Genomic DNA, 25,357 nt, shown 5'->3' with positions numbered 1-25,357 from the left:
AAAGTGATATGTTCGGCGCATGAGCACCGAGAACGAACGCGCCCTCGAATCCGGCATCGTCACCGACCTGTCCGGGCGGATGACCTACGGGTCGTACCTGGCGCTCGACCAGCTGCTCACGGCGCAGCACCCGGTGAGCGAGCCGCAGCATCACGACGAGATGTTGTTCATCATCCAGCACCAGACCACCGAGCTGTGGCTCAAGCAGCTCCTGCACGAGCTGTCCTCCGCCCGCACCCTCCTGGCGAACGACGACCTGCGTGAAGCCCTCAAGCGCATCGCCCGCGTCAAGCGCATCCAAGACGTGATGACGCAGCAGTGGTCGGTGCTCGCCACCCTCACGCCCACCGAGTACGCCCAGTTCCGCGGCGCGCTGGGCAACTCGTCCGGCTTCCAGTCGGTGCAGTACCGCGCGGTGGAGTTCGCCCTCGGCAACAAGAACGAGAAGATGCTGCGGGTCTTCGCCGATCACCCCGCCAACCTCGCGCTGCTCACCGCCGAGTGGGAGAAGCCCACGCTGTACGACGAGTTCCTGCGTTTCGCCGCCCGCCGCGGCCTGCCGGTCCCCGCCGAGATCCTTGATCGCGATGTGCGTCAGCCGTACCGCGAGACTCCGGAGCTGGTGCCCGCGATCCGCGAGATCTACCAGGACCCGGGCCGGTACTGGGACCTGTACGAGGCGTGCGAAGACCTCGTCGATCTGGAGGACAACTTCCAGTTCTGGCGTTTCCGGCATTTGAAGACCGTCGCCCGCACGATCGGCATGAAGGTCGGTACCGGCGGCTCCAGCGGCGTCGGCTTCCTGCAGCGGGCTCTGGACCTGACGTTCTTCCCCGAGCTCTACACGGTGCGCACCGAGATCGGCAGCTGATGCACGCGGCGACGTTCTTCGACGGATCCGGATGGCGCGAGGGCGTCGTCGAGGTCGTCGACGGGCGCGTGCGACTGCGGAACGAGGCGCCGTCCGCCGGTCTCCCCCGCCTCGACGGGGTGGTTGTCGGCGGTTTCACGGACCACCATGTACACCTCCAGCTCGTGGATCACACCCTGCTGACGGGCTCCCGCCTCGGCCGCGTGGTCGATTTGGGTGGGAATCCCGCGGTCGTAAGCGATCTCGCCCGGCGCGGGATCAAAGACTCCCCTCCGCGCGCCGAATCCGGCACGTTTTCGACCCCGCACCCGGGGATTGGGGACGGGGGCGGGGACGGGGACGGGAACCCGGTGCGCGTCGAGTACGCCGGCGCGTTCCTCACCGCGCCGGGAGGGTACCCGTCCGACCGGGACTGGGCACCGTCGGGCTCGGTGCGCGAGATCGCCGATGTGGATGCCGCGGCTGTCGCGGTCGCCGCGATGGCCGACGCCGGCGCCTCCTTCATCAAGGTCACCAGCAACAGCACGGCAGGACCGGTGTTCTCGGATGCACTCTTGCGCACGATCGTCGAGTGCGCCGCCGAGCGCGGCCTCCCCGTCGTCGCGCACGCCGAGGGCGCAGGCGAAGCACAGCGCGTCGTGCGCCTCGGCGCCGCACGGCTCGCCCACGCCCCGTTCACCGAACGGCTCGACGGCGACGAGATCGCACGCCAGGTCGCCTCGGCCAGCTGGATCTCGACACTGGCGATCCACGACGAGCCCGAGCGCTCCACCGCGATCGACAACGTGCGCAGGTTCCATGCCGCGGGCGGCACCGTGCTCTACGGCACCGACCTGGGCAACGGGCCGATGCCGGTCGATCTGAACCCGCGCGAGGTCGCCGCCCTCCGCGAAGCCGGACTCGACGACCGCGCGCTCCTGCACGCTCTCGCCCCGGTCGATCCGCTCGACCCCGCCGCCGTTCTCCTCGTGCTGCCCGGAGCCACCCCGGCGACCGCCGATCCACTCGATGCCCGCCCCCTCCTCCCCGCTGATCTGAAGGTGTGACATGACCGCGACCCCCGATGCCTCCCTGCTCGACCTCGCCCGCGCACTCGACGCCGCCGACCCGCTGCGCGACCACCTCGACGCGTTCGCCGAGGCGCCGGGCGTCACGGCCTACCTCGACGGCAACTCGCTCGGACGCCCGCTGCGCGACATGCCGGAGAAGCTGGCGACGTTCGTGCGGGAAGACTGGGGTACGCGGCTCATCCGCTCGTGGGACGAGCAGTGGATGGCGCTGCCGATGGAGCTCGGAGACCGCATCGGACGCGTGGCCCTCGGTGCTGCGGCGGGCCAGACGGTGGTGGCCGATTCCACCAGCGTGCTGATCTACAAGCTCATGCGGGCTGCGTCCGCCGCCGATCGGCACCGCACGGAGCTGGTGATCGAGGCGGGCAACTTCCCCACCGATCGTTTCCTCGCCGAGGGCGTGGCGGCCGAGACCGGCATGACCCTGCGCTGGCTCGAACCCGACCCGGTGCACGGCGTGACGGTCGCCGACGTCGAGGCCGTGGTCTCCGACCGCACGGCCCTGGTGTCGCTGAGCCACGTCGACTACCGTTCGGGCGCTCTGGCGGACATGCCCGGCATCACCGCCGCCGTGCATGAGGTCGGCGCGCTGATGATGTGGGATCTGTGCCACTCGGCGGGCGTCATCCCGATGCAGCTCGACGCGTGGGGCGTCGACATCGCCGTCGGCTGCACCTACAAGTACCTCAACGGCGGCCCCGGCTCCCCCGCCTTCGCGTACCTCCGCCACGGTTTGCAGGGGGTGCTGCGGCAACCGATCCAGGGATGGTGGAGCGCGGCCGACATCTTCGCGATGGGACCGGAGTACGTGCCGGCAGGCGACATCCGCCAGCTGCTGAGCGGCACCCCGCCCGTCACCTCGATGCTGGCCATGCAGGGGATGCTCGACCTGATCGAGCAGTCCACGATCGCCGGCGTGCGGGCGAAGTCGCAGTCGTTGACCGATTTCGCGGTGCGGGCGTACGACGAGCTGCTCGCCCCGCTCGGGGTGCGACTGCTCAGCCCGCGCGATGCCGCGATCCGCGGTGGCCACGTCACGATCGGCCACCCCGACTTCCGCGAGGTGACGCGGCGGCTCTGGGCGGACGGCATCATCCCCGACTTCCGCTTCCCCGACGGCATCCGTCTGGGGCTGTCGCCGCTGAGCACCTCGCACGTCGAGACGCTCACGGGCGTGCTCGCGGTGCGCGACGCCCTGGAGTCCGGTGACTTCTGAGCGCACGGCCGCGACCGTGACCGAGCCCGTGCGGGATGACATCGATGCCCGTCCAGGCAGCACGGCGTCACTGCTGCGGACCGTGGTCGGGGTGTTCCTGCGCCCTCTCGGCGGGTGGGTCTCGGCAGCCGACCTCGTGACGCTCGCGGGCGATCTCGGCATCGACGCCGCCCCGGCGCGCACGGGTGTCGCCCGCCTCAAGCAGAAGGGACTCCTGCTCCCCGAGCGCGAGGGGCAGATCGGTTACCGGCTGAACCCGGCCGCGGTCGGCATGCTGGAGCGCGGCGACCGCCGCATCTTCGAGATGCGCGAGATGACCGACGCCGACCCGTGGTGCCTGGTGTCGTTCTCGATCCCCGAGAGCGCCCGGAGCGTGCGGCACCAACTGCGCCGACGATTGCAGTGGATCGGCGCCGGCGTCGTGTCGCCCGCGCTGTGGATCTGCCCCGGGCACCTGCAGGACGAGGTTCAGCAGATCCTCGACGAGCTGGATGCGCGGCAATGGGCGACCCTGTTCCAAGCATCCGCCCCGACCCCGGCCGGCACGCTGATCGAGGCCGCCGCGCAGTGGTGGGACCTCGCCGCGCTGCGCGGCGAGCATCTGGCGTTCCAGACCTCGCTCGCCTCCCTCCCCGCCGAGCCGTTCGCGGCGTACGTGCAGCTCATCGACCGGTGGCGGGTGCTGCCGTACACCGATCCGGGGCTTCCGCCGTCGATGCTGCCGTCCGACTGGCCGGGACGCCGCAGCTTCGACGAGTTCGCCCGGCTGTCGGCGCAGCTGGCCGCACCCGCCTGGGCGCACGTGCGCTCCCGCACCGGCGGGAGTGCACGCGCCGACTAGCTCGGCTGCCCGGCGACCTCGGCGAGGAACCCGGCGACATGCTCCTGCAGGCGCAGGATGCGCAGGTCGCGCGCGAACTCGCGGTCGAACCCCTGGTACGCCAGCGGCGGCAGGATTCGTACGTTGCGATTGCAGCCGAACTCCGCGCAGGTCAGCACGCCCACCGTGTCACCCTTGCGCCCGGCCGCACCGGCCTTGCGCGCGACGAACAGCTGCACGTCGTTGCGGAGCGTGACGTCTTCGCACCAGGAGCACTGCGCCCTGGCGATCACCCGCTGCTCGGCGCGCTGCAGGAACACGCCGACGGGGGCGTCGTCCACCCACGTCACCACGTAGGCGCGTCGGGGCATCTTGGGGTCCACCCAGCCGAGGAAGTCGATCCGATCGAAATCGATCTCGGCGAAGCCGGGCGGGAGGGTCAGGTCGGAGACCTCTTTGCGGGAGGCGTTGAGGAAGGAGGCGCGGATGTCGCGCTCGTCGATGGGACGCATGAGGAAGTGCTTTCGTGGTGGTCGCCGCGAGCGGCGAGTCGATGTGAGGAAGGATCCCCGGCAGGGACGCCGGGTATGACACGACACCGGGGACGGGGATTCCGCCTCCGGTGAGTCCTCAGCCTCTGTCTGCGGCGCGGAAGGCGCCTGCAGCTCCGCTCTGCGCCACACGGGCGCTCATCGACGACAGCACCCGGCGAGCTTACACCTGTTTGTTTCGCTCCATGTCGGACGACCTGGGCGGGAAGCGGGAGGCGGCTTAGTCTTTCCGGAACGTCCGACCAGAAGGAGACCACCGTGTCCACGCCGCTGAACCGCCTTTCGCCCCTCCCGGTGCGTGAGCGTGCGGCGTGCATGTGCAGCCACGGCGCTCGGTGCTCCTCGTTCGCTCCCGGACACGCCCTGCACCTGATCCAGGCGCGCATCGCCTCGGCGACGCCGTCCGAGTGGGTCGACGGGCTGGTCGAGACGACGCACGCGCTCTCCGGCGACCTCGTCGTGCGCACCCTCGACGGCGATGTGCACGAACTGTGGAACGGCTCCGGCGCAGCACTGGAGGCGACCCCGGGCACGCCGGTGGCCCTGCACGCCCGCTACGGAGTGCTCTCCGTCGGGCGCACGCAGTTCAACGTCGCCGCCGTCTGACCTCTCCCGATCCGCTCCGCGGGTCAGGCGCTCGCCATCATCATGTCCTTCATGGCCATGCAGGCATCCATGCACGCCTGGCACGCCTGAGCGCACATCCGGCACACGTCGCTCATGTCGGCGTGCTCCATGCACTCGTCCATGCAGGTCTGGCACATGGCGATGCATGCGTCGAGCATCGCCATCATCGATGCCGGGGTCATACCCGGCATCCGCATCATCGACCGCATCATGGTGTTGCACATGTCCGCGCAGTTCATGCACGCCGGCGAGCAGTCCATCATCTGGGTCGAGCACACCGTGCACGCCTGCTCGCATGCCGCGCAGGCATCCATACAGGCCTGCATGACGGACATGTCCATCATCGCCATGTCGGGCATCGACTCCATGTTCTTCGACATGGCGCCCATCATCATCGAGTCCATCGCACACCGCTTCCTTGGTCGAGTCCGCGGGCAGGACCACCCGCCTGGCGCCAGGCTAGTCCCTCGCGGGACGCGCGTCGATGGGCTCGGAACCGTGACATGGTCGGCCGCGATTGTCAATCCCGTGGCCCCTTCCGCGCGCGGGTGTCAGGGTCGGAGGACAACAATCCTTCGACGACAGGAGCCTCAGATGAGTGCCGGAGACGACATCAAGAACAACGCCGAGAAGCTGGTCGGCAAGGCGAAGGAAGGCCTCGGCAAGCTGACCGACAACGAGAAGTTGGAAGCTGAGGGCAAGGCGGAGCAGGCGAAGGCCTCCGCCAAGCAGGCCGGCGAGAACGTGAAGGACGCCGCCCAGAAGACGGGCGAGAACGTCCGCGACGCGTTCGAGAAGTAAGCCCCACGACAGCGAAGAGGTGAGGCCCGCCAGTGGCGGGTCTCACCTCTTCGGATCAGATCGTGTGAAGGATCAGACCTTGCGGCTCCCGGTGATGGCTCGGATCAGCCAGGCGATCACAGCGATCGCCAACAGGACGAGTCCGACCCACAGCAGGAACTGGAGCGACTGCACCAGTCCTCCGGTGATCGCGAGGATCACAGCGATGACGATGACGATGATCAGGAGGATGTTCATCGGTCTTTCCCTTCTTCTGGGGCGCAAGCGCCCGACTGCGGTGCCCCCAAGGTAGCCGCAGGCAGCCGAGCGGCCGAGGGGGTTGACTTCCACCCTCCGAGTGCGCGAAGGAGCAGAACCAATGCCAGGACGACGCAACAATTCACTGAAGGACCCCGAGCTCTACGAAGAGCTGCGGGACGACGGCGCCTCGAAGGAGAAAGCGGCGCGCATCTCGAACGCGGCCGCGAAGGAGGGACGCAGCACGATCGGGCGGCGCGGCGGCGAGCACGGCGATTACGAGGACTGGACCGTGCCCGAGCTGCGGGCCCGCGCGAAGGAACTCGGACTGACCGGCTACAGCGGCAAGCGGAAGTCCGAGCTGATCTCCGCCCTCCGGAATCACTGAGGCGCGCGATGACGCGCTTCGGCATCGAGGAGGAGTTCCTGTTCCTCGATGAGAATTCGCTGGTGCCCGTGACGTTGGCCGCGGGCACGCGGGAGCGCATCACCCGCCTGCGCACGGGTGGCGAGGTCACCAAGGAGTACCTGACATCGCAGATCGAGTGCCTCACGGAGCCGGTGGAGACGGCCGCCGAGGCCGAGGAGCAGTTGCGCCATCTGCGTGGGCTCGTCGGCTGGCACGCGCAGGATCAGCACGCGATCGCGGCTGCGACCGGCGCGCCCTTCGCGACCACCCGCTCATCGGCCGTGTCACCGTCGCCGCACTACGACGAGGTGTCCGCGCATCTCGGTCAGCTGACGCGGGATCACGAGGTCAACGGTCTGCACGTGCACGTCGAAGTCGGCGACGACGACGAGCGGGTCCGCGCGCTCGACCGGGTGCGCGGCTGGCTGCCCGTCCTGCTCGCACTCACGGGGAACAGTCCGTTCTCGGGCGGCCGCGACAGCGGTTTCGCGAGTTGGCGCAGCATCCTCATCCGCCGACTCCCGGGGTCGTGGAGCCCTCCGCGGTTCCGCGACTTCGCCGACTACCGTGCCGGAGTGCAGACTCTCATCGATCTGCGTGCCGTCGCCGATGCGGCGTCGCTGTCGTGGGCGGTGCGTCTCTCGGAGCGCTTCCCGACGGTCGAGGTGCGTGTCTTCGACGCGCAGCTCACCGCGGAGGATGCGGTCTTCGCCGCTCTCCTCTCGCGAGCGATCGTGCACACCGACGACCACAGGCACGTCGACATCGGCGTGGACGGCGTCGACGCCTCGCTCTGGGCGGCCGCGCGACACGGGATGGATGCGCGTCTGCTCGATCCGACCAACGGTGAGGTCGCCGCCGCGTGGGCCGTCGCGGAGCGGATGCTGGAGACGATCGGCCCCGCGCTCCGCGAGCTCGGCGACGAGGATCGGGTCGCCGCGGCCATGGACCGGCTGCGCACTCTCGGCACGGGCGCCGACCGACAGCGCCGGACCTTCGACGACGGCGGCACCCTCGCACTCGCGCGACTCCTGCGCGCGGGCACGCCGGCACCGCTGCCCGGCGCTTCTGGTTCGACGCGCACGTCCTGACCCGGACCCGCCCCGACGTCCGTCCCCGGGAGTAGGGTCGGCCTGTGGCATCCTTCGCCCCGCTCCAGCGGCTCGTCATCTCCATCGCCGTGCTCGCGTCGTTCGTGACCTTCCTCGACGGCACGGTCGTGAACGTCGCGCTGCCCGCGATCAGCCGCGAGCTCGGCGGCGGTATCACCACTCAGCAGTGGGTCGTCGATGCCTACCTGATCACCCTGAGCGCGCTGATCCTGCTGGCCGGCTCCGTGTCGGACGCCTACGGCCGCGTGCTCGTGATGCGCATCGGACTCATCGCGTTCGGGGTGGCATCGCTCGCCGTCGCCGCGTCGGTCGATCCGCTCATGCTGATCATCGCGAGGGCCGCGCAGGGTGCTGCCGGCGCACTGCTCGTACCCAGTTCGCTCGCGCTCATCACGGCGACCATGCGCGCCGACGTGCAGGCCAGGGCGATCGGCGTATGGACCGCGTTCACGACCGGGGCACAGCTGGTGGGTCCGCTGCTGGGCGGACTGTTCGTCGACTATCTGTCCTGGCGATTCGTTTTCCTCATCAACGTGATCCCGATCGGCATCAACCTGCTCCTCCTCGCCCGCCTGCGCCTGCCCGAGCATCCGCGCGGCATCCGGGTGGACTGGTGGAGCGGCGCCCTGTGCGCTCTCGGCCTCGGCGCCGTCGTGTTCGCCCTCATCGAGCAGCCGAACCTCGGGTGGGGGTCACCGGCCATCTGGATCCCGCTCGTGGTCGGGGTCGCGCTGTTCGCCCTGTTCCTTATCCGCCAGCAGACCTCCGCGTCGCCGCTCATGCCGCTCTCGCTCTTCCGGGTGCGCGACTTCGGATGGGGCAACCTCGCCACCTTCTTCGTCTATGCGGCACTGTCGCTCAACGGCTTCGTGGTCGGGGTCTACCTGCAGCAGGGCGCGGGGCTGAGCGCCACCGCGGCGGGGCTCGCGATCCTGCCCATGACGATCCTGATGATCCTCGTGAGCTCGCGCGCCGGGCAGTGGGCCGGGAAGTGGGGTCCCCGCATCTTCATGACGATCGGGCCGCTGATCATGGCGGTCGGCGCGCTCATGCTGCTGCTCGTCGCGGCCGACTTCGACTACTGGTGGCAGGTGCTTCCGGCGATGATCGTGATGGGCCTCGGTCTCTCCCTGACGGTGGCCCCACTGACGGCCGCGATCCTCGGTGCGATCGACGAGGGGCACTCCGGCATCGCCTCGGCTGTGAACAACGCCGTGTCCCGCGTCGCCGGTCTGCTCGTGGTCGCGATGCTGTCGACCATCGTCGGGGGCACCCTCGACCTCGACGGGTTCCACAGCGCCGCCTGGGTCACCGCGACCCTGCTCGTGCTGGGCGGGATCGTGTCGTGGATCGGCATCCGCCGGAACCCGGGTGAGCCCGCGCCGGTCGACGCTGCCGCCCTGAGCGGATCCGACCCGCATTGACCGTGTCGGTGGCCACGCGCAGACTGGACGCACCGTCGATCAGCAGCCGGAGGTCACCGTGAGCACAGGACAGACGCCCCTTCCCCCCGTCGTGGACGCCGAGACGTGGCGCCGCGAGCTCGAGGAGCTGCGCGTGAGGGAGAAGGCCGCCACACGTGAGCTCGATGCGATCGCCGCGCAGCGACGACGGCTGCCCATGGTCGAGCTGCCCGAGTACACGTTGATGAGCGCCGATGGCCCGGTGCGTCTCGTCGATGTCTTCCGCGACAGCCCGCAGCTCATCGTCTACAACCACATGTGGTCGGACGGGAGCGAGTGGCAGTGCCCGGGGTGCACGGGGTTCACGTCGCAGTTCACCCGCCTCGATGTGCTCGAGCGCTACTACGACGCGCGCTTCGTGATCGTGACCAACGGTCCGATCGAGGAGGCGCTGGCCTATCGCGACCGCGTCGGCAACCGGATGGAGTGGTACTCGAGCGCCGACAGCACGTTCGGAGCCGATGTGGATGCACCGCCGAACGCGGGATTCGGGGTGAACGTCTTCCTCCGCGACGGCGACACGGTCTACCGCACCTGGCACACGAACGGTCGTGGCACCGAGCGTCTCAGCTCCCTGCAGGGACTCGTCGATCTGCTGCCTTACGGCCGCCAGGAGGAGTGGCAGGACGTACCAGAGGGCTGGCCGCAGCATCCGACCTATGCGCAGGGCATGGGGTCGAAGGAGATCGCGGAGCTGTACGGGGCGACACACTGAACCGGGCGGTCCGGAGCACGATCGGCGCGGTCGTGGTAGCGGGGTCGCTCGCTCTCGGCGGATGCGCGATGTCGACGACTCCCTCGTCCGCGCCCGCCGCGGTCGCGCTTCCGCCCGTCGGCGTCGTTCCGGACTATCAGCTCGGCGGCGCCTACGACCCCGCGCCGGAGGTCGGCATCGTCGGGCGGGACCGCAGCGCGACGCCCGCGGAAGGCGTGTACTCGATCTGTTACGTGAACGGCTTCCAGACGCAGCCCGGCGAGCTCGGTTCCTGGGCCGATGACCTGCTGCTGCAGCACGACGGCCGGACCGTGTTCGACCCGGACTGGCCGGACGAGGCGCTGCTCGACACCTCCACCGCCGATCGGCGAGACCGCATCGCGGCGCAGGTCGTCCCGTGGATCGAGGGGTGCGCGGATGCCGGTTTCGACGCCGTCGAGTTCGACAACCTCGACTCGTACTCCCGGTCGGATGGGGCGCTGTCGCTCGACGACAACGTGGCGCTCGCGGTGCTGTATGTCGACGCAGCACATGCGGCAGGACTGGCGGCCGGACAGAAGAACGCCGCCGAAGATGCCGCCGTGCTGCACGAGCAGGCCGGATTCGATTTCGCGGTGACCGAGGAGTGCGCCGCCTATGGGGAGTGCGGTGCGTACACCGCGGTCTACGGAGAGCACGTGATCGACATCGAGTACAGCGACGAGCTCCCCCGCCCGTTCGCGGAGATGTGCGGCGACGACGAGGCCCCGGCCTCGATGGTGCTGCGGGATCGGAACCTCGTCACGCCCGATGACCCGGCCTACGTATTCGAGACCTGCGCCTAGCGCGACGCGGGAGACGCCTTGAGGTGGGGAGCTCAGCCCTCCGGCCAGTAGTGGCTGTCGGGCACGGCGCGTGCGCCGAAGATCGCCTGCCCGACGCGCACGCAGGTCGCGCCTTCTTCGACCGCGATCTCGTAGTCGCCCGACATGCCCATGGACAACTCGCCCGCGCCGATGAGTTCGGGTGCCTCGTCCCGCGCCCGGTCGCGCAGGGTGCGGAGCAGCGAGAAGCACTCGCGTACACGAAGGTCGTCGGGGGTGAGGATCGCAAGTGTCATCAGCCCGCGGACCCGCAGCGTCTCATACGAGGGCAGCACCTTGAGGAACGCGGACAGCTCTTCGGGCGGCATCCCGAACTTGGAGTCCTCGGCGGACGTGTTCACCTGCACGAACACGTCGAGGCTGCGCCCGGCGGCTTGTAGGCGGCGGTCGAGTGCTTCGGCGACCCGCAGCCGATCCAGCGCCTGGAACTCGGTAGCGATCGCTGCCACGTCGCGCGCCTTGTTGGTCTGCAGATGCCCGATGATCGACCACGACACGTCGAGGTCCCCCGTCTCGCCGTGCTTGCGCACCGCCTCCTGCACCTTGTTCTCGCCGAGCAGACGCATGCCGGAGTCGATCGCGACCCGGACGCGGTCGGTGGGAACCGTCTTGCTCACGGGGAGCAGCGTCACCTCTTCCGGCGCGCGTCCTGCGCGCCGTGCGGCATCGTCGATGCGCGCGCGCACGCCGGCGACGTTGTGCCGGAAGTCGTCGACCGTGAATGCCGTGGGGTACCGATCATCCGCCGCGACCACCTCTTCACCTTTTGACATAGGCCAAACGCTATCACGGCGTGCTCCGCTGACCGCACGACCTTCGCAGAAGTGCAGAGACTTCGCAGGACTCCCGGGGGGGTTCCTGCGAAGTTCGCGTCGATCTGCGTGGTTCTGATCGGTAGCGCTCCTGGAAACTCCCAGGAATCGCCACCTCATCCGTGGGAGAATTTGGCATAGGCCAAAATATTGGCACGTCGTCGGCGAGCCATAGACAGGAGAGACATGCCCACTCGGATCGCCATCAACGGACTCGGTCGGATCGGCCGCAACCAGCTGCGACTTCTACTCGCACGCACGTCGGGACTCGAGCTGGTCGCGGTGAACGACCCCCGCAGCCCGAGCACCCTGATCGACCTGCTCAAGAGCGACGCGAGCGGCGGACCTCTCGCGCGCGGCGCACGCGCCGACGACACGCACCTGTTCGTCAACGGGCACGCGATCCCCGTGTTCCACGAGCGCGACCCGGAGCTGCTTCCGTGGGCGCAGCGCGGGGTCGACATCGTGATCGAATGCTCCGAAGCCGCGTCGCGCTGCGAGGTCGCGAGGAAGCACCTGGCCGCCGGGGCCAAGAAAGTCATCATCAGCGCACCTGCGGTGGGCGACGACGGCACCTTCGTGCTCGGAGTGAACGAAGACTCGTACGACACCGCCCGGCACCACGTCATCTCCAGCGCGTCGTGCACCACGAACTGCCTCGCGCCCGTGGCGAAGGTGTTCCACGAGGCGTTCGGGATCGAGTCCGGGCTGATGACCACGATCCATGCCGGCCCCACCGAGCTGTTCGAGCAGGACATACCGCATTCCGATCCGTGTGCTGCCGGCGGCAAGATCAAGGCCGGCAGCGCCGGCACGGCCCAGGCGATCGGACGAGTGCTTCCCGAGCTCGACGGACGCCTAGACGGATTCGCATTGGAAGCGCCCGCGCTCTGCGGCTCGATCACGCACCTGACCGTCACCGCGTCGCGCCCCGTGAGTGCCGACGAGGTCAGGGCCGCGTATCTCACCGCGTCGGAGGGGCCGCTCAAGGGGATCCTGCGCTGCGCCGATGACGAGATCGCCGTCGCCGAGACGGTCATCGACCCGCACTCCTCGATCCTGGATGCCGGGTTGATCCGGGTGATCGGATCCCAGGTCAAGATCTCCGCCTGGTACGACGACGCCTGGGGGTACTCGCACCGTCTCACCGAACTCGCCGAATACGTGGCAGAAAGGCTGTAATCCCGCAATGACCATCGACTCCCCGTCGCGCACCGCACTCATCTTCCGCCACATCCCGTTCGAGGATCTGGGGATCCTCGAACCACTCCTGCACGAACACGGATTCACGATCGAGCACATCGATCTCGGGCTGGAACCGATCGATCTGCAGCGCGTCGACGACGCCGACCTGATGATCGTCCTCGGCGGCCCCATCGGCGTGCACGATTCCGATGCCTACCCGTTCCTGCACGAGGAGAAGGAGGCGGTTGCACGTCGCCTCCGCATCGCGCGTCCACTGTTGGGGATCTGCCTGGGGGCGCAACTGATCGCCGAGCAGCTCGGCGCGGAGGTCGGCCCCATGGGAACGGTGGAGGTCGGATACGCGCCACTGACCCTCACGCCGGAGGGACTCGACTCGCCGCTGCGTCCCCTCGACGGCATGCCGGTGCTGCATTGGCACGGCGATGCGTTCGCGATTCCGGCGGGTACCCGCCACCTCGCCCGCAGCGCGGCCTTCCCGAACCAGGCGTTCAGCACCGACACCGTGCTCGCACTGCAGTTCCACCTGGAAGCCGACTACCGCGCCATCGAGCGCTGGCTGATCGGAAGCGCGCACGAGCTGCACCACCACGGCATCGAGACCGAGACCATCCGCGAGCAGGCCAAGACGGTCGGCCCGCGGCTCGAGAGCGCGGCGCGCGCCGTGATCAGCGCCTGGCTCGATGAGGTGCACAACTGAGCCTGTTCGGGATGGAAAAGGGGCCGGGTTCTCGCGAATCCGGCCCCTTTTCCGTCCCGTCGTTCAGCTCGCGCGGCGCAGAGCCACGCTCGGGAAATCGATCGGCACGTCGAGGGCGATGTTCACGTAGTTCGTGAACAGGTTCAGCGCCACCTGGGCGATCGTCTCGACGATCTCTTCATCGGTCCAGCCGTGCGCGCGGACGGCGTCGACATCGGCGGACGACACCTGACCGCGCTCGTCGACGAGCTTCAGCGCGAAACCGAGCAGTGCTGCCGTGCGCGGGTCATCGGACTCGCCGGTCTGCGCTGCCGCAAGCGCGTCGCGGGAGAGCCCCGCCTTCGTCCCGAGCGCCGTGTGGGCGGCGAGGCAGTATCCGCAGGCGTTGCGGTCGGCGACGGCGACGGCGATCTGCTCGCCGAGGGCGGGGCCGAGGGCTCCTCCGCCGAAGGCACCGAACGCGCCCCACATGCTGGTGAGTGCGGCCGGCGAGTTGGCCACGGCACGGAACATCGCGGGGACTCCGCCGAACGTCGCCGCGATCTGGTCGAGCTGGTCCTTGACGTTTCCGGTGGTGTTGTCGCGGTCGATGAGAGGGACGTTGGGCACGAGATGCTCCTTCAATCATGGGATGAACCCGGCGCGGGCTCCCTTCCAGTCTTTCGATCACGCGCGGACGATACGCACCAAATAATCTTGATTACTTACCGGATCGTCCAGAGAATGTACTCATGCCTCCCGTAGACCGCCTCACGCCGCTGCTCGAGCGCTTCCGAGTGCGCACCCGCCTGTTCCACAGCGGACCTCTGTGCGGCACCACGACATTCCCGGCGAGCGGCGGCCACGGCTTCCTGCACGTGCTGCGCCGCGGCGAGATGGAGGTGACGCACCGCCGCGCCGACGGCGGCCTGGCACGCGAGAGCATCACGCAGCCGAGCCTCCTGTTCCTCCCCCGCCCGCTCGACCACTCGTTCCTCAACGCGCCGACGGAGGAGTCGGACTTCGCGTGCGCCACGCTGGACTTCGAAGGCGGTGCCACGCACCCGCTCGTGCGCGCGCTCCCCGATGTCATCGTGCTCCCCCTCGACGAGGTCGCAACCCTGCGTCCCGCACTCGACCTGCTGTTCACCGAGGTCGACAACGTGCGCTGCGGGCGCCCGCTGCTGGCCGATCGCCTGTTCGAGGTGGTGCTGATCCAACTGCTCCGGTGGATGCTCGATCACTCCAGCGCGCTCGACCTGCCGCCGGGCCTGCTTCCCGGTCTCGCCGATGAGCGGCTCGCACCGGCACTCGTCGCGATGCACGAGGCCCCGGGCGAGACCTGGACCCTGGAGACTCTCGCCCGCACCGCGACCATGTCGCGCAGCGCCTTCGCCGCCCGTTTCAAAGACGTTCTGGGGCGCTCCCCCGGCGACCACCTCACGGACTGGCGGCTCACTGTGGCACAAGAGCAGTTGCGCGCGGGCAGGTCCGTCACCGCCGTCGCCGCAGAGCTCGGGTACGCGAGCCCCTCCGCGTTCTCGCGGGTGTTCGCCCAACGCATCGGGCGGTCGCCGCGTGCCTGGCGCGAGTCGGAGTCGGCTCCGTCGAGCCCGGTCTGAGGTGGAGGCAGGAATCGAACCTGCGTGTACGGTCTTGCGGACCGCGACCTGGCCACTCGGTCACTCCACCGGGTCGGAGGCGTTCAGCGGCCGGGCGGCGAGTACCCGCTCAGGAACGACCCGAAGCGCTGCAGCGCATCGGTGAGCACCTCGGCTTCCGGAAGGAACGCGATCCGGAGGTGGTCGGGCGAGAACCAGTTGAACGCCGTGCCTTGCACGAGCAGGATCCGCTCCGCGTCGAGCAGATCGAGCACCAGCCGCTCGTCGTCGTCGATGCGGTGCACCTCGGGATCCAGGCGCGGGAAGAGGTAGAGCCCGCCGCCCGCCTGCTGCGTGTGCACCCCGGGGATCGCCTCGAGCGCGGCGAGGGCGGCATCGCGCTGCATCGTGAGCCGACCGGTCGGCGCGACCAGGGCGTCGAGCGAGGTGTCCTGGGTCAGTGCCGCCGTGATCGCGTGCTGTGCCGGAACGGACGCGCACATCCGCATCGACGCCAGCAGACGCACGCCGGACAGGAACGGGTCGTCGGCGCCGAACCCCGTCGTCGTCATCCAGGCGGCGCGGTATCCCGCGACACGGTGGGTCTTGGAGAGCCCCGCGAAGGTGACGCACGGCACATCGGGGGCGACCTGCGCCAGGGAGAGATGTGTGAAGCCCGGGTACACCACACGGTCGTAGATCTCATCCGACAGCAGCAGCAGGCGGTGGCGCCGCGCGAAATCGGCGATCCGTTCCAGCACCTCGCGGCTGTAGACCGCGCCGGTCGGGTTGTTCGGGTTGATGACCACGATCGCGGCAGTGCGCGGGCCGATCATCGCCTCCAGCGCGGCAAGATCCGGCGTCCAGCCGTCTGCCTCCACGCAGGGATAGTGCAGCGCACGCCCGCCGGCCAGCACCGTGGACGCGGTCCACAGCGGATAGTCGGGGCTGGGGATGAGCACCTCGTCGCCCGGTTCGAGCAGCGCCTGCAGGGTGAGCCCGACCAACTCGGACACGCCGTTGCCGACCGTGATGTCGTCGATGCCGAGCGCGGGGAATCCCGACCGGGCGGCATAGTGCGCGGAGATCGCCTCGCGCGTCTCGGGCAGGCCTGCGGAGTCGGAGTAGCCGTGCGCATCGGGGAGCGCCGACCGCAAGGCCTCGACGATGACCTCCGGCGCCTCGAATCCGAAGGGCGCGGGATTGCCGATGTTGAGACGGAGGATCGTCTCGCCCCGCTGCTCCAGCTCAGTCGCTCGCGCCGCCACGGGGCCGCGCAGGTCGTACAGCACACCCTCCAGCCGTGAGGACCGGCCGATCCGATGCCCGAGTCCCGCGGTCATGCCACGACCCCCGACGGCAGGGATCCGACGGCAGCGAGGATGTCGTCAGCCAGGCGCACGAGCTCCGCATCGTCGAGGTCGTGCACCGTGAGCCGCAGGTGATCGGCGCCGGGAGAGGTGCCGGGTTCGAGCGCGAACTCGGCACCGGAGCGCACCAGCCACCCCCGCGACGCCAGACGCCGCCCCACCTCGGCGGCGTCATCGCGCACGTCGACCCACACGTTGAGGCCGCCGTCGCTCTCCGCCGTCAGTCCCCGCTGCTCCAGCAGCGACACGAAGAGGGCGTTGCGTCGGGCGTAGTGCTCACGCGCGGCGACGATGCCCTGCTGGACCGTCTCATCACGCAGCAGGCGCACCGCGAGACGCTGCATCACGTGGCTCACCCACATCGTGCCCGGGCTGAGTCGCTGCGCCAGCCGATGTGCGGTGACCGGATCGGATGCCGTGACGGCAAGGCGCATGTCGGGTCCGAGGAACTTCGACACCGAGCGGACCAGAGCCCACCGCTGCTGCGTCGGTCCGATGATGCTCGCATACGGCGTCGGGGCGAGCATGGAGAAGTGATCGTCTTCGATCACGAGCACGAGAGGGTGGTCGGCGAGCACCGCGCGGAGCTCCTCGGCACGGGCCGCGCTCGTGCCGACGCCGGTCGGGTTGTGCGCTCGCGGTGTGCAGACGATCGCACGCACACCGCTGTCGAGCGCGGCGCGCACACCCTCCACCGTCATCCCCTCGCTGTCGACCGGGATCGCGACGGGCACGTACCCGGCGAGACGCGCGGTGTGGATGCTGGAGAGGAAGCACGGGTCTTCGAGGCCGACGCGGTCGCCGTGCACCAGGGTCTGCGCGAGCAGGCGCTCGACCGCATCGACGGCCCCGGCGGTGATCGACAGGCGGAATGCGCGGGGGTGGTCGGCGGCGATCCACTCGGTCGCCCACTCCGCCAGATCGGGGTCGATGACCGACTCGCCGTACAGCACGTGCGCGGGGGCCACCGCGGCGAAGGCCGGCGCGAGATCGGGCAGGTGCGCGGCGTCGGGGTTGCCGCTGGCGATGTCGCGCAGCACCGACCCCGCGGCGAAACCTTCGTCGGGGTTGCTCTGCGGACCGAGCACGGTGGTACCGGTGCGTCCGCCCGTCACCGCGATGCGCGCGGTCACCAACGATCGGTACGCCGCCAGCACCGTGTTGCGGTTGACGCCGAGTCGCGCGGCGAGCGCGCGGACCGAGGGCAGGTGGTCGCCCGGGATGAAGCCGCCGCTCTCGATGAGATCACGGATGCTCTCGGAGATCTCGGCGGCCGTGGATCCGGTGATGCCGTCGGAAACTTCGACGCGATTCCCTGCCTCTGCCATGCTTCGACGGTAGGGGAATCATTGACCTATGTCAAAGCGGAATACTGCCGCGCCGACCGGACGTCACACCGCGGCGCGCGCATCCTCCAGCGACGGGTAGTCGATGTAGCCCTCGGCCGTCGACCCGTAGAACAGCTCGGGGCGCGGCTCGTTGAGCTCGGCACCCCGACGCCACCGCTCGACCAGATCGGGGTTGGCGATCACGGGACGGCCGGCGGCGACGGCATCCGCCCATCCCTCGGCGAGGAGAGCCTCGGCTCCTTCGCGGTCCGTCATGACGCCGAACCCGGTGTTGACGATCAACGGGGCGCCGGCCGTGCGACGGATGTGCTGCACGATCTCGCTGGACGGATCCGCATTCAGCACGTCGATGAAGGCCAGCCCCAGCGGCGCCAGCCCCTCCGCGACCGCCGTGTAGGTGGCGCGCACGTCGGCGTCGTCCTCTTCGAGCACGCCCTGGATGTTGTGCTGCGGCGAGAGGCGGATGCCGGTGCGGTCGGCTCCGACGGCCGCGGCGACCGCGGTCGTGACCTCGATCGCGAAGCGGGCACGGTTCTCGGGCGTGCCGCCGTAGCGATCCTCGCGGACGTTCGACACCGGGGACAGGAACTCGTGCACGAGGTAGCCGTTCGCGCCGTGCACTTCGACGCCGTCGAAGCCCGCCGCGATCGCATTGCGCGCGGCCTGCGCGAACTGCTCGACGACCTCGGGGATCTCGTCGAGCGTCAGCGCGTGCGCCACCGGGAGGTCGGCCTTGCCCTGCGGGGTGCGCGTCTGCCCCGGCGCGGCGAGCGCGCTCGGCGCCACGACGCGGGGCTGCCCGGAGATCGCGGGGTGTCCCACGCGTCCCCCGTGCATCAGCTGCATGACGATCGTGCCGCCGGCCTCGTGCACCGCGTCGGCGATGCGGCGCCATCCGTCGACCTGCGCCGCCGTCACGATGCCCGGCTGCCCGGGATACGACTTGCCCTCGGCGGCGGGCCACGTGCCCTCGGAGACGATCAGGCCCTGTCCCGCCCGCTGGCGGTAGTACTCCACCATGGTCGCGGTGGGAACGCCGTCGTCATCCGCACGGGTACGGGTGAGCGGCGCCATCACGACGCGGTTGGACAGCTGCAGGGCGCCGAAGACGGCCGGATCGAAGAGAGTCACAGTGAGGGGTAAGGCGCGAGCGCGACGCGCTATTCCCTCAGCCGCCGAGGTCGGCGAGCAGGTCGGCGAAGTGGTCGAGGTCGGCCGCCGTCCAGTTGCGCAGCCGCGCGCCGATGCGCCCTTCGTAGCGGGAGCGGGCGAGGGCGACCCGCTCCTGCGCGAGTTCGGTGGCCACGAGCACGCGGGCGCGGCGATCCTCGGGATCGGGGATGCTCTCGACGAGGCCGAGCTGCTCGAGCTGGCGCACCTGGCGGCTGACGGCGGACTTGTCGGTCTGCAGGCGCTCGATGATCGCGCCGGCCGAGGTCGCCTTGCCGCTCGCGATGGACGTGAGCACCTGGTAGCCGAGGGGCTGCAGGTCGGGGTGCACGGTCACGGCGGCCTCGCGCCAGCCGATGCGGATCCGCGCGAAGAGGCGGCCCATCTCGTGCTCGACCCTGGTGATCGCCTGCTCGAGATCCGACTCCGCCAGGCGCGCTGATGCGTTGCTGTTCGCGGGGGTTTCGGCGGGGGCGTCGGAGGAGGCGCTCATGCTCGCCAGTGTACGGCGAAGCCCCGCTGTCCCCTGCGACAGCGGGGCTTCGGGTCAGACCTCTGCGAGTAGCCGGAAGGCTTTCGATGCGGCGCGGATCTCCTCGGGCGTGAGCTCGTCGATCACGGCCTGCAGGCGGGTGCCGTACGCGCGACGGACCTCGGCGAGCGCACGGCACGCCGAGGTCGTCGCGGTGAGCACGCGGAGCCGCCCGTCGTGCTCGTCGGGGTGCGACACGAGGAGCCCGAGCTCCTCGAGCATCCGCACCTGACGGCTGATCACCGACTTGTCCATCTCGAACCGCTCGGCGATCTCATGCGCGTTCGCGGTCCCGGCCCGATCGATGAACGTCAACAGCTTGTACCCGGCGACCTGCAGGTCGGGGTGCACCCGTGCGGCCGACTCCTTCCACAGCGACCTGGTCCTCGCGAAGATGAGGTTCAGGTGCGCCTGGAGGTCGCCCAGCGCGCTGTCGACGTCCGACGACTCGACCGCTGCGGACGTCATGGCTCAGCGCTCCCCGTCCCGATCCTCGCGTTCGAGGACGCTGACCGATCCCGTCGCGGTGGAGACCGTACCGGTGCCTTCGAGACGGATCGTCTCCGTGGAGAGGGAGGCACCGACCTCGGCCTCGGAGACCTCGATGACGGATTCCTCCGCCTGCTCGAGCATCTGCTCGGCGGCCGTCTTGGTCGACAGCGGCTTGTTCTTGATGAACGCGATCGCGATGATCGCGATGACCGCCAACGGGATCGCGATGATGAAGGCGTCGGCGATGCCGTGGCCGTAGGCGCCCTCGACGATCGCGCGGATCGTGTCCGGCAGCTGGCCGACCTTGGGGACGTCGCCCGAGGCCAGGTGCTTGAGCGCCTCGATCTCATCGGGCGAGCTCGGCACGAAGCCGTCCAGGCCGTCCTTGACGTAGGTGGCGACGCTGGTCGACAGCAGCGATCCCATGACCGTCACGCCGATGGTGCCGGCGATGGTGCGGAAGAAGTTGACGTTCGACGAAGCGGCGCCGAGCTGTCGCGGGTCGGTGTCGTTCTGCACGATCAGGGTGAGGTTCTGCATGACCATGCCGAGCCCGGCACCCAAGACGAACATGTAGAGCGCGACGAGGGTGAACGGGGTGTCGTAGCGGAGCGTCGCCATCAGGCTCACACCGATCGTCGCGAGCACGGAGCCGGTGAGCATCCAGCCCTTCCACTTGCCGAAGCGGCTGACGAGCTGGCCGATGATGATCGATGCGCCCATCTGGCCGATGATCATCGGGATGGTCATGAGGCCGGACTCGGTGGGCGTGGCGCCACGGGCCAGCTGGAAGTACTGCGCCAGGAACACCGAGGTGGCGAACATCGAGACGCCGATCGCGATGGACGCGATGACAGAGAGGGTGAAGGTGCGGTTGCGGAACAGCGACATCGGCACGATCGGTTCCTTGACGAAGAACTCGACGGCGATGAACCCGGCGATCGCGACACCGGCGATGACGGCGAGCATGATGCTCGTCGAGGAGTCCCAGTCGAACTGGCTGCCGCCCATGGAGACCCAGATGAGCAGGGTCGAGACGCCGACCGCCAGCAGCACGATGCCGAAGTAGTCGATCGACACCTTGGTGCCGCGCTGCGGCTTGGGCAGGTGCAGGGTGAACTGCAGCAGGACCAGCGCGACGATCGCGAACGGGACGCCGACGAAGAAGTTGGCGCGCCAGCCCCAGGCGTCGGTGATGACGCCGCCGAGCAGCGGCCCCCCGATGGTGCCGAGCGCCATGATGCCGCCGACGACACCCATGTACTTGCCGCGCTCGCGCGGCGAGATGATGAGGGCCACGGCGATCATGACGAGGGACATGAGCCCGCCGACGCCGATGCCCTGGATCACGCGGACCGCGATGAGCATGTTCGTGTCGGTGGAGAAGCCTGCGATCACGGTGCCGACGGTGAAGAGGATGAGCGAGATCTGGATGAGGACCTTGCGGTCGACCAGGTCGGCGAGCTTGCCCCAGATCGGGGTGGAGACGGCGGTGGCGAGAAGGCTCGCGGTGATGACCCAGGTGTACTGGGACTGCGTGCCGCCGAGGTCGGCGATGATGACCGGCATCGAGGTCGACACGACCGTGCCCGAGAGCACGGCCACGAACATTCCGACGATGAGGCCGGAGATCGCGGTGAAGACCTCGCGGGCCGAGCGCGTCTCGGATGCGGGGGTTGAGGTGGTTGTCACGTGTGGGATGCTCCTGCGTAGAAAGTTGATCGAGGTCAACCATACGCCGATAGTTGCGAAAGCGCAACTATCGGCGTCCACCGGCGCGCATCCGCACACCCGCGGAGGCCGAGCGGTACCTTGTGAGCGTGTCGGCAGATTCACGGAGTGACCGGGCCCCTCTCGCCCCGGCATCCCTCGACGCGGCCATCGGGGACATCGACTGGACGGTGCCGCCGACCGGGGCGACGAGCTCCCGATTCGCAGCACCGAGCGGCGAGCTCGCGGTCGTCTCGCTGGGCGATCCCGCGCACCCACGGGTGGTCCTGGTTCCCGGAGCGACCGGATCCAAGGAGGACTTCGTCCTGATGCTGCCGCTGCTGGCGCAGGCGGGGTACTTCGTGCAGTCGTTCGACCTCGCCGGCCAGTACGAGTCGCACGCGGCCGGCACGGACTCCGCCTACACGTACGACCTCTTCGTCGACGACCTCGTGGCCTTCCTCGAAGCGGGGCAGCCGGCGCACCTTCTGGGGTACTCGTTCGCGGGCACCGTCGCGCAGCTCGTCGCCGTCCGCCGCCCCGAGCTCATCCGCTCCCTCACCCTCCTGACCACCCCACCCGGTTCGGGCAACGTCTTCGCGAGCATGAAGCTGCTGGGACCACTCGCTCCGTTCGCGAGCCCGCACCGCGGAGCCGGCCTGATGATCTGGGGCATCGTGACCAACAAGAACCGGGTGCCGCCGCGACGCCTCGCCTTCGTGCGATCACGGTTCGCCCTCACGAGCCGGCGCAGCGTCGACGAGATCGTCGGCCTGATGATGGCGAGCCCCGATCTGCGGGACGCCGTGCGCGCGCTGTCCCTCCCCACGCTCGTCGTCGCCGGATCGCACGACCTGTGGCCGCTCGCCGCCCACGAGCGCTATGCCCGCGCCATCGGTGCGGAGTTCCGCTCGTACGCGACCGGACACAGCCCCAGCGAGACGACACCGCACCAGCTCACGGCCGACCTGCTCGCGCTCTACGCCCACGCCGACGGCTGACTCAGCGCCCCATCGACGAGGTGTCCTCCTGGTGCCGCATCTGCCGCCGCCGGAGCCGCACCTCCCGCGGAAGGTGCAGTCGCACGGTAGGCAGCACGTAGCTCAGCCGACGCCGCAGCGACGCCCAGTCCTTCAGCGGGCGCGCGGACACCTCCACCACCAGGGAACGGTCGCGGAGCACGGTCATCCCCGGTCGCACATGGAACGACAGGTCGAAGTCGTCGTGGATGTTGCGCTCCTCGCGGTGCACCTCGCCGCTCAGGATCCGCCAGGCCGAGGCACGCATCGCCATGTTCGACCCGTACAGCGGCGCGTGGCCGAGGATCGGGGTCACCGTGGCGTACATGCCTCCGATGTAGAGCCGCTCCCCCATCCAGTGCACCAGCGGGGTCGCCCCGTAGAAGCGCGGCTCCCCCGTGAGGAAGTCCAGATCGTCACGCTCGCGGAACGCGCGCTCGATGCGCGCGATCCAGTCGGGGCCGGGGCGGGAGTCGGCATCCAGCCGTGCGATGACGTCGCCCGTCGCCGCGTCGTAGCCGGCCGCGGCGGCCCGCGGGATCCCCTGCACCGGCTCGGTCACGACGCGGGCGCCGTACCGCTCGGCCACGGCCACCGTGTCGTCGCTGCTGCCGTTGTCGACCACCACGATCTCGTCCGGCCTGCGTGTCTGCCGGTCGAGCGCGCGCAAGCACACGTCGAGCAGGCGGGCGTCGTCGCGCACCGGTATGGCCACCGAGACGGACCGAGGGAAGACGTCCGTCATCATCCTCGTATCGTCGTCATCGCGAGTCGCGCCGCCCACTAGGCGATCGCATCGTCCGAGCGCTCCCGCTTCCCGGTCTCGCCGTGCGGCGGGATCAGTCCGAAGTCGGTGAGCAGTTCGCCCATCTGGGTGTTGTCGAGCCGGTCGAGCAGGCGCCCCTTGACGAAGTTCGGCCCGGGGATGTGCACGGTCTCGCCATCGCGCAGCCGCGCCGTCGCCTTCAGCAGGTAGCGGATGTCATAGGTGGAGTTGAACACCTCCGGCACCCCGCGCTCGATGTCGAGCAGTTGGTAGGTCGCCTCCATCGCCGTGCGCACCGAGTACTCGGTCGTGAAGATCGTGTCGCGGGTCGTCTCGGCGAACTGTCCGAGGAACGCGAAGTTCACGCTCCCCTCCGGCACCACCTGCGGGCGATCTCCCGCCTTGCGCGGCAGGAAGAACGAGGTCACGTACGGCATCATCACCGGAACCGTCTTCGCGCCGGAGGCCGCCAGCTCCGGGATGTCCTCGACGGGAACCCCCAGGTGGTACAGCCACTCCTGCGCGATCTCCTCGCCCGTGCAGTCCTGCAACGGCTTCTTGACGAAGTCACCCGGCGTCTCCACGAACAGGCCGTACACCCACACCACGATCTCGTTCGGCTTCTGCGCCTTGAAATGCGGTTGCCGGTTGACGGTCCAGCTCATCAGCCAGGACGAGTCCTTCGCCGTCACGATGCCGCCCGTGACGACCTTGCCCGAGAACGGGTCGCGCTGGGCGATCCGCTCGATGTAGGCGGGGATGCGCTCGTCGACCGTGGTGACCGTCGCCGATTCCCACTTGGTCTTCGCGATGTCGTTGCAGAACACCTCGGGACGCCCGAAGTCCGGAGACTTCGCGGCGACCTTCTTCCAAAAGTCCCACGCCGGTGCCGGCCCTTCTTTGAGCTTCGCGGGCGTGTGCTGGTCACCATTGTCGGAGTTCTCGGTGAGTGAGCCGATCGTCATGAGGCACAGGTCGTCGGGGCCGAGGTCGACCCCTCCCGGCTCGCCGTCGGCGATCCAGTCGATGCGCGTGGCCTGCTTGCGGCCTTCCGCGATGTCGAACTGCACGTCGGTGACCGTGTGGTGGAAGCGGAACTGCACACCGTGGTCGTCGAGGAACTTCTGCATCGGCAGCACCAGCGACTCGTACTGGTTGTACTTCGTGAACTTGAGCGCGGACAGATCCGGCAGCCCGCCGATGTGATGCATGAAGCGGTGCAGGTACAGCTTCATCTCCAACGCGGAGTGCCATTCCTCGAACGCGAACATCGTGCGCCAGTACAGCCAGAAGTTGCTCGCGAGGAAGTCCTCGCCGAACACCTCGTCGATGCGCTTGCCCTCCATCTGCTCCCGGGTGGCGAGGATGACCTTCACGATCTCCTGCTGCGCCTTCTCCGACAGCGTGAACAACTTGTTCGTGTGGGCGTCCTGGCCCTGTTTCTCGGTGACCCGGCAGAGAGAGGAGTTCGGATCGTCCTTGTTGAGCCAGTAGAACTCGTCGAGCACGCTCGCGCCGTCGATCTCGAGCGAGGGGACGGAGCGGAACATGTCCCACAGGCACTCCATGTGGTCCTCGAGCTCGCGGCCGCCGCGGATCACGAAGCCCTTCTCCGGATACTTGATGCCATCGAGCGCACCGCCCGGGAGCCCGAGCTCCTCGAGGATGGTGATCCGCTCCCCCGCGATCTGCCCGTCGCGGATCAGGAAGATCGCCGCTGCCATCGCCGCGAGGCCCCCGCCGACGAGCCACACGGTCTTGTCATCGGCTCCTTCGGGTTTGCGCGGCCGTGCGAATGCTTCGTAGTTGCCATTGCTCCGATACATCGATCTTCCTTCCCCTCACCGGTCGATTCGCGTCCAGTAGATCGCAGTGCGGCGCACAGCGGAGGGGGTGGCT

At 69.1% G+C, this 25,357-nt stretch carries 29 protein-coding genes and 1 tRNA gene; 15 read left to right on the top strand and 15 right to left on the bottom strand.

Going from position 1 to position 25,357, the window contains the following annotated elements:
* Positions 1–19: 19 nt before the first annotated feature.
* Positions 20–871: a tryptophan 2,3-dioxygenase gene (locus tag WFM69_RS04450; RefSeq protein ID WP_337002037.1), complete on the top strand. Its 852-nt coding sequence runs from the start codon at positions 20–22 to the stop codon at positions 869–871.
* On the opposite strand, the gene WFM69_RS04445 is transcribed toward WFM69_RS04450, so the two are convergent.
* The gene (locus tag WFM69_RS04445; RefSeq protein WP_337002035.1) at positions 841–1,020 is read right to left on the bottom strand and encodes a hypothetical protein; all 180 of its coding nucleotides are present in this window, start codon (positions 1,018–1,020) and stop codon (positions 841–843) included. The genes WFM69_RS04450 and WFM69_RS04445 overlap by 31 nt on opposite strands.
* 201 nt (positions 1,021–1,221) lie before the next feature.
* On the opposite strand from WFM69_RS04445, the gene WFM69_RS04440 reads away from it, so the two are divergent.
* The 3 genes from WFM69_RS04440 to WFM69_RS04430 are packed head-to-tail and all read left to right on the top strand — an operon-like array spanning position 1,222 to position 3,998.
* The gene (locus WFM69_RS04440; RefSeq protein ID WP_337002033.1) at positions 1,222–1,917 is read left to right on the top strand and encodes a hydrolase; all 696 of its coding nucleotides are present in this window, start codon (positions 1,222–1,224) and stop codon (positions 1,915–1,917) included.
* 1 nt (position 1,918) lies between these two features.
* Positions 1,919–3,157: a kynureninase gene (locus tag WFM69_RS04435; RefSeq protein WP_337002031.1), complete on the top strand. Its 1,239-nt coding sequence runs from the start codon at positions 1,919–1,921 to the stop codon at positions 3,155–3,157.
* Positions 3,147–3,998, top strand: coding sequence for a PaaX family transcriptional regulator (locus WFM69_RS04430; protein WP_337002029.1), 852 nt, complete (start codon positions 3,147–3,149; stop codon positions 3,996–3,998). Before WFM69_RS04435 ends, WFM69_RS04430 begins: the two co-directional genes overlap by 11 nt.
* On the opposite strand, the gene WFM69_RS04425 is transcribed toward WFM69_RS04430, so the two are convergent.
* Positions 3,995–4,489 (bottom strand): FBP domain-containing protein, encoded by a 495-nt coding sequence (locus WFM69_RS04425; RefSeq protein WP_337002027.1) that lies wholly within the window; start codon positions 4,487–4,489, stop codon positions 3,995–3,997. The two genes, WFM69_RS04430 and WFM69_RS04425, sit on opposite strands and share 4 nt — an antisense overlap.
* Before the next feature lie 297 nt (positions 4,490–4,786).
* Between WFM69_RS04425 and WFM69_RS04420 the strand changes: the two genes are divergently transcribed.
* A complete protein-coding gene (locus WFM69_RS04420) occupies positions 4,787–5,134 on the top strand; it encodes a hypothetical protein (RefSeq protein ID WP_337002025.1) in 348 nt (115 codons plus the stop codon).
* Between the two features lie 23 nt (positions 5,135–5,157).
* Here the strand turns inward: WFM69_RS04420 and WFM69_RS04415 are convergent, their stop codons facing one another.
* Complete coding sequence (locus WFM69_RS04415) at positions 5,158–5,550, bottom strand: hypothetical protein (protein ID WP_337002023.1); 393 nt, start codon at positions 5,548–5,550, stop codon at positions 5,158–5,160.
* A 199-nt stretch (positions 5,551–5,749) separates the two neighbouring features.
* Here WFM69_RS04415 and WFM69_RS04410 point away from each other — a divergent pair, with 199 nt between their 5' ends.
* Positions 5,750–5,956 carry a CsbD family protein gene (locus WFM69_RS04410; protein WP_337002021.1) on the top strand — a complete coding sequence of 69 codons (207 nt, stop codon included), beginning with the start codon at positions 5,750–5,752 and terminating at the stop codon, positions 5,954–5,956.
* 72 nt (positions 5,957–6,028) lie between these two features.
* Here the strand turns inward: WFM69_RS04410 and WFM69_RS04405 are convergent, their stop codons facing one another.
* Positions 6,029–6,193 (bottom strand): hypothetical protein, encoded by a 165-nt coding sequence (locus WFM69_RS04405; RefSeq protein ID WP_164498167.1) that lies wholly within the window; start codon positions 6,191–6,193, stop codon positions 6,029–6,031.
* Positions 6,194–6,314: 121 nt separating this feature from the next.
* On the opposite strand from WFM69_RS04405, the gene WFM69_RS04400 reads away from it, so the two are divergent.
* From WFM69_RS04400 to WFM69_RS04380, 5 genes are all read left to right on the top strand, one after another.
* On the top strand, positions 6,315–6,581 hold the full coding sequence (locus tag WFM69_RS04400) for a DUF7218 family protein (protein WP_337002019.1): 267 nt from the start codon (positions 6,315–6,317) through the stop codon (positions 6,579–6,581).
* Positions 6,582–6,589: 8 nt separating this feature from the next.
* Positions 6,590–7,693, top strand: a complete 1,104-nt coding sequence (locus tag WFM69_RS04395) for a carboxylate-amine ligase (RefSeq protein WP_337002017.1) — start codon at positions 6,590–6,592, stop codon at positions 7,691–7,693.
* A 44-nt stretch (positions 7,694–7,737) separates the two neighbouring features.
* Positions 7,738–9,138, top strand: a complete 1,401-nt coding sequence (locus tag WFM69_RS04390; protein WP_337002015.1) for an MFS transporter — start codon at positions 7,738–7,740, stop codon at positions 9,136–9,138.
* 58 nt (positions 9,139–9,196) lie between these two features.
* The gene (locus tag WFM69_RS04385; RefSeq protein ID WP_337002013.1) at positions 9,197–9,892 is read left to right on the top strand and encodes a DUF899 family protein; all 696 of its coding nucleotides are present in this window, start codon (positions 9,197–9,199) and stop codon (positions 9,890–9,892) included.
* A 68-nt stretch (positions 9,893–9,960) separates the two neighbouring features.
* Positions 9,961–10,716: an endo alpha-1,4 polygalactosaminidase gene (locus WFM69_RS04380; RefSeq protein ID WP_337002011.1), complete on the top strand. Its 756-nt coding sequence runs from the start codon at positions 9,961–9,963 to the stop codon at positions 10,714–10,716.
* 32 nt (positions 10,717–10,748) lie between these two features.
* On the opposite strand, the gene WFM69_RS04375 is transcribed toward WFM69_RS04380, so the two are convergent.
* Entirely contained in the window at positions 10,749–11,528 is a 780-nt protein-coding gene (locus WFM69_RS04375; RefSeq protein ID WP_337002009.1) for a YggS family pyridoxal phosphate-dependent enzyme, read from the bottom strand.
* A 225-nt stretch (positions 11,529–11,753) separates the two neighbouring features.
* Here WFM69_RS04375 and WFM69_RS04370 point away from each other — a divergent pair, with 225 nt between their 5' ends.
* Both WFM69_RS04370 and WFM69_RS04365 read left to right on the top strand, forming a co-directional pair.
* Complete coding sequence (locus tag WFM69_RS04370) at positions 11,754–12,749, top strand: type I glyceraldehyde-3-phosphate dehydrogenase (RefSeq protein ID WP_337002007.1); 996 nt, start codon at positions 11,754–11,756, stop codon at positions 12,747–12,749.
* Between the two features lie 7 nt (positions 12,750–12,756).
* Positions 12,757–13,470 (top strand): glutamine amidotransferase, encoded by a 714-nt coding sequence (locus WFM69_RS04365; protein WP_337002004.1) that lies wholly within the window; start codon positions 12,757–12,759, stop codon positions 13,468–13,470.
* A gap of 63 nt (positions 13,471–13,533) precedes the next feature.
* Here WFM69_RS04365 and WFM69_RS04360 read toward each other — a convergent pair whose 3' ends face one another.
* Positions 13,534–14,079: a carboxymuconolactone decarboxylase family protein gene (locus WFM69_RS04360; RefSeq protein WP_337002002.1), complete on the bottom strand. Its 546-nt coding sequence runs from the start codon at positions 14,077–14,079 to the stop codon at positions 13,534–13,536.
* 122 nt (positions 14,080–14,201) lie between these two features.
* Between WFM69_RS04360 and WFM69_RS04355 the strand changes: the two genes are divergently transcribed.
* Complete coding sequence (locus WFM69_RS04355) at positions 14,202–15,071, top strand: AraC family transcriptional regulator (RefSeq protein WP_337002000.1); 870 nt, start codon at positions 14,202–14,204, stop codon at positions 15,069–15,071.
* On the opposite strand, the gene WFM69_RS04350 is transcribed toward WFM69_RS04355, so the two are convergent.
* The 7 genes from WFM69_RS04350 to WFM69_RS04320 all read right to left on the bottom strand — a co-directional run bounded on the left by WFM69_RS04350 (position 15,071) and on the right by WFM69_RS04320 (position 21,829).
* A tRNA-Cys gene (locus tag WFM69_RS04350) sits at positions 15,071–15,141 on the bottom strand. The two genes, WFM69_RS04355 and WFM69_RS04350, sit on opposite strands and share 1 nt — an antisense overlap.
* Positions 15,142–15,154: 13 nt before the next feature.
* Positions 15,155–16,393, bottom strand: coding sequence for a pyridoxal phosphate-dependent aminotransferase (locus WFM69_RS04345; protein ID WP_337001998.1), 1,239 nt, complete (start codon positions 16,391–16,393; stop codon positions 15,155–15,157).
* Positions 16,390–17,748 carry an aminotransferase class I/II-fold pyridoxal phosphate-dependent enzyme gene (locus tag WFM69_RS04340; RefSeq protein WP_337001996.1) on the bottom strand — a complete coding sequence of 453 codons (1,359 nt, stop codon included), beginning with the start codon at positions 17,746–17,748 and terminating at the stop codon, positions 16,390–16,392. Before WFM69_RS04340 ends, WFM69_RS04345 begins: the two co-directional genes overlap by 4 nt.
* Before the next feature lie 63 nt (positions 17,749–17,811).
* Complete coding sequence (locus WFM69_RS04335; RefSeq protein WP_337001994.1) at positions 17,812–18,900, bottom strand: alkene reductase; 1,089 nt, start codon at positions 18,898–18,900, stop codon at positions 17,812–17,814.
* Positions 18,901–18,937: 37 nt separating this feature from the next.
* The gene (locus WFM69_RS04330; protein WP_337001992.1) at positions 18,938–19,432 is read right to left on the bottom strand and encodes a MarR family winged helix-turn-helix transcriptional regulator; all 495 of its coding nucleotides are present in this window, start codon (positions 19,430–19,432) and stop codon (positions 18,938–18,940) included.
* 54 nt (positions 19,433–19,486) lie between these two features.
* On the bottom strand, positions 19,487–19,939 hold the full coding sequence (locus WFM69_RS04325; protein ID WP_337001990.1) for a MarR family winged helix-turn-helix transcriptional regulator: 453 nt from the start codon (positions 19,937–19,939) through the stop codon (positions 19,487–19,489).
* A 3-nt stretch (positions 19,940–19,942) separates the two neighbouring features.
* Positions 19,943–21,829, bottom strand: coding sequence for an MDR family MFS transporter (locus WFM69_RS04320; RefSeq protein ID WP_337001988.1), 1,887 nt, complete (start codon positions 21,827–21,829; stop codon positions 19,943–19,945).
* Between WFM69_RS04320 and WFM69_RS04315 the strand changes: the two genes are divergently transcribed.
* Positions 21,778–22,674: an alpha/beta fold hydrolase gene (locus tag WFM69_RS04315; protein ID WP_442928434.1), complete on the top strand. Its 897-nt coding sequence runs from the start codon at positions 21,778–21,780 to the stop codon at positions 22,672–22,674. The two genes, WFM69_RS04320 and WFM69_RS04315, sit on opposite strands and share 52 nt — an antisense overlap.
* 1 nt (position 22,675) lies before the next feature.
* Here the strand turns inward: WFM69_RS04315 and WFM69_RS04310 are convergent, their stop codons facing one another.
* The gene (locus tag WFM69_RS04310) at positions 22,676–23,440 is read right to left on the bottom strand and encodes a glycosyltransferase family 2 protein (protein WP_337001984.1); all 765 of its coding nucleotides are present in this window, start codon (positions 23,438–23,440) and stop codon (positions 22,676–22,678) included.
* 35 nt (positions 23,441–23,475) lie between these two features.
* Complete coding sequence (locus WFM69_RS04305) at positions 23,476–25,284, bottom strand: oleate hydratase (RefSeq protein ID WP_337001982.1); 1,809 nt, start codon at positions 25,282–25,284, stop codon at positions 23,476–23,478.
* Positions 25,285–25,357 lie beyond the last annotated feature (73 nt).

The organism is Microbacterium sp. LB12 (genome assembly GCF_037150835.1).
Classification (GTDB): domain Bacteria; phylum Actinomycetota; class Actinomycetes; order Actinomycetales; family Microbacteriaceae; genus Microbacterium.
This window is presented reverse-complemented; position numbering and strand designations above follow the sequence as displayed.

Bases quoted from the DNA above. Each gene is read 5' to 3' on its own strand.
- WFM69_RS04450 (WP_337002037.1), top strand. From the start codon at position 20: ATGAGCACCGAGAACGAACGCGCCCTCGAATCCGGCATCGTCACCGAC.
- WFM69_RS04445 (WP_337002035.1), bottom strand. From the start codon at position 1,020: ATGGTGGTCCGTGAAACCGCCGACAACCACCCCGTCGAGGCGGGGGAG.
- WFM69_RS04435 (WP_337002031.1), top strand. From the start codon at position 1,919: ATGACCGCGACCCCCGATGCCTCCCTGCTCGACCTCGCCCGCGCACTC.
- WFM69_RS04425 (WP_337002027.1), bottom strand. From the start codon at position 4,489: ATGCGTCCCATCGACGAGCGCGACATCCGCGCCTCCTTCCTCAACGCC.
- WFM69_RS04415 (WP_337002023.1), bottom strand. From the start codon at position 5,550: ATGATGATGGGCGCCATGTCGAAGAACATGGAGTCGATGCCCGACATG.
- WFM69_RS04410 (WP_337002021.1), top strand. From the start codon at position 5,750: ATGAGTGCCGGAGACGACATCAAGAACAACGCCGAGAAGCTGGTCGGC.
- WFM69_RS04405 (WP_164498167.1), bottom strand. From the start codon at position 6,193: ATGAACATCCTCCTGATCATCGTCATCGTCATCGCTGTGATCCTCGCG.
- WFM69_RS04400 (WP_337002019.1), top strand. From the start codon at position 6,315: ATGCCAGGACGACGCAACAATTCACTGAAGGACCCCGAGCTCTACGAA.
- WFM69_RS04395 (WP_337002017.1), top strand. From the start codon at position 6,590: ATGACGCGCTTCGGCATCGAGGAGGAGTTCCTGTTCCTCGATGAGAAT.
- WFM69_RS04380 (WP_337002011.1), top strand. From the start codon at position 9,961: ATGTCGACGACTCCCTCGTCCGCGCCCGCCGCGGTCGCGCTTCCGCCC.
- WFM69_RS04375 (WP_337002009.1), bottom strand. From the start codon at position 11,528: ATGTCAAAAGGTGAAGAGGTGGTCGCGGCGGATGATCGGTACCCCACG.
- WFM69_RS04370 (WP_337002007.1), top strand. From the start codon at position 11,754: ATGCCCACTCGGATCGCCATCAACGGACTCGGTCGGATCGGCCGCAAC.
- WFM69_RS04365 (WP_337002004.1), top strand. From the start codon at position 12,757: ATGACCATCGACTCCCCGTCGCGCACCGCACTCATCTTCCGCCACATC.
- WFM69_RS04355 (WP_337002000.1), top strand. From the start codon at position 14,202: ATGCCTCCCGTAGACCGCCTCACGCCGCTGCTCGAGCGCTTCCGAGTG.
- WFM69_RS04345 (WP_337001998.1), bottom strand. From the start codon at position 16,393: ATGACCGCGGGACTCGGGCATCGGATCGGCCGGTCCTCACGGCTGGAG.
- WFM69_RS04340 (WP_337001996.1), bottom strand. From the start codon at position 17,748: ATGGCAGAGGCAGGGAATCGCGTCGAAGTTTCCGACGGCATCACCGGA.
- WFM69_RS04330 (WP_337001992.1), bottom strand. From the start codon at position 19,432: ATGAGCGCCTCCTCCGACGCCCCCGCCGAAACCCCCGCGAACAGCAAC.
- WFM69_RS04325 (WP_337001990.1), bottom strand. From the start codon at position 19,939: ATGACGTCCGCAGCGGTCGAGTCGTCGGACGTCGACAGCGCGCTGGGC.
- WFM69_RS04320 (WP_337001988.1), bottom strand. From the start codon at position 21,829: ATGCCGGGGCGAGAGGGGCCCGGTCACTCCGTGAATCTGCCGACACGC.
- WFM69_RS04310 (WP_337001984.1), bottom strand. From the start codon at position 23,440: ATGATGACGGACGTCTTCCCTCGGTCCGTCTCGGTGGCCATACCGGTG.
- WFM69_RS04305 (WP_337001982.1), bottom strand. From the start codon at position 25,284: ATGTATCGGAGCAATGGCAACTACGAAGCATTCGCACGGCCGCGCAAA.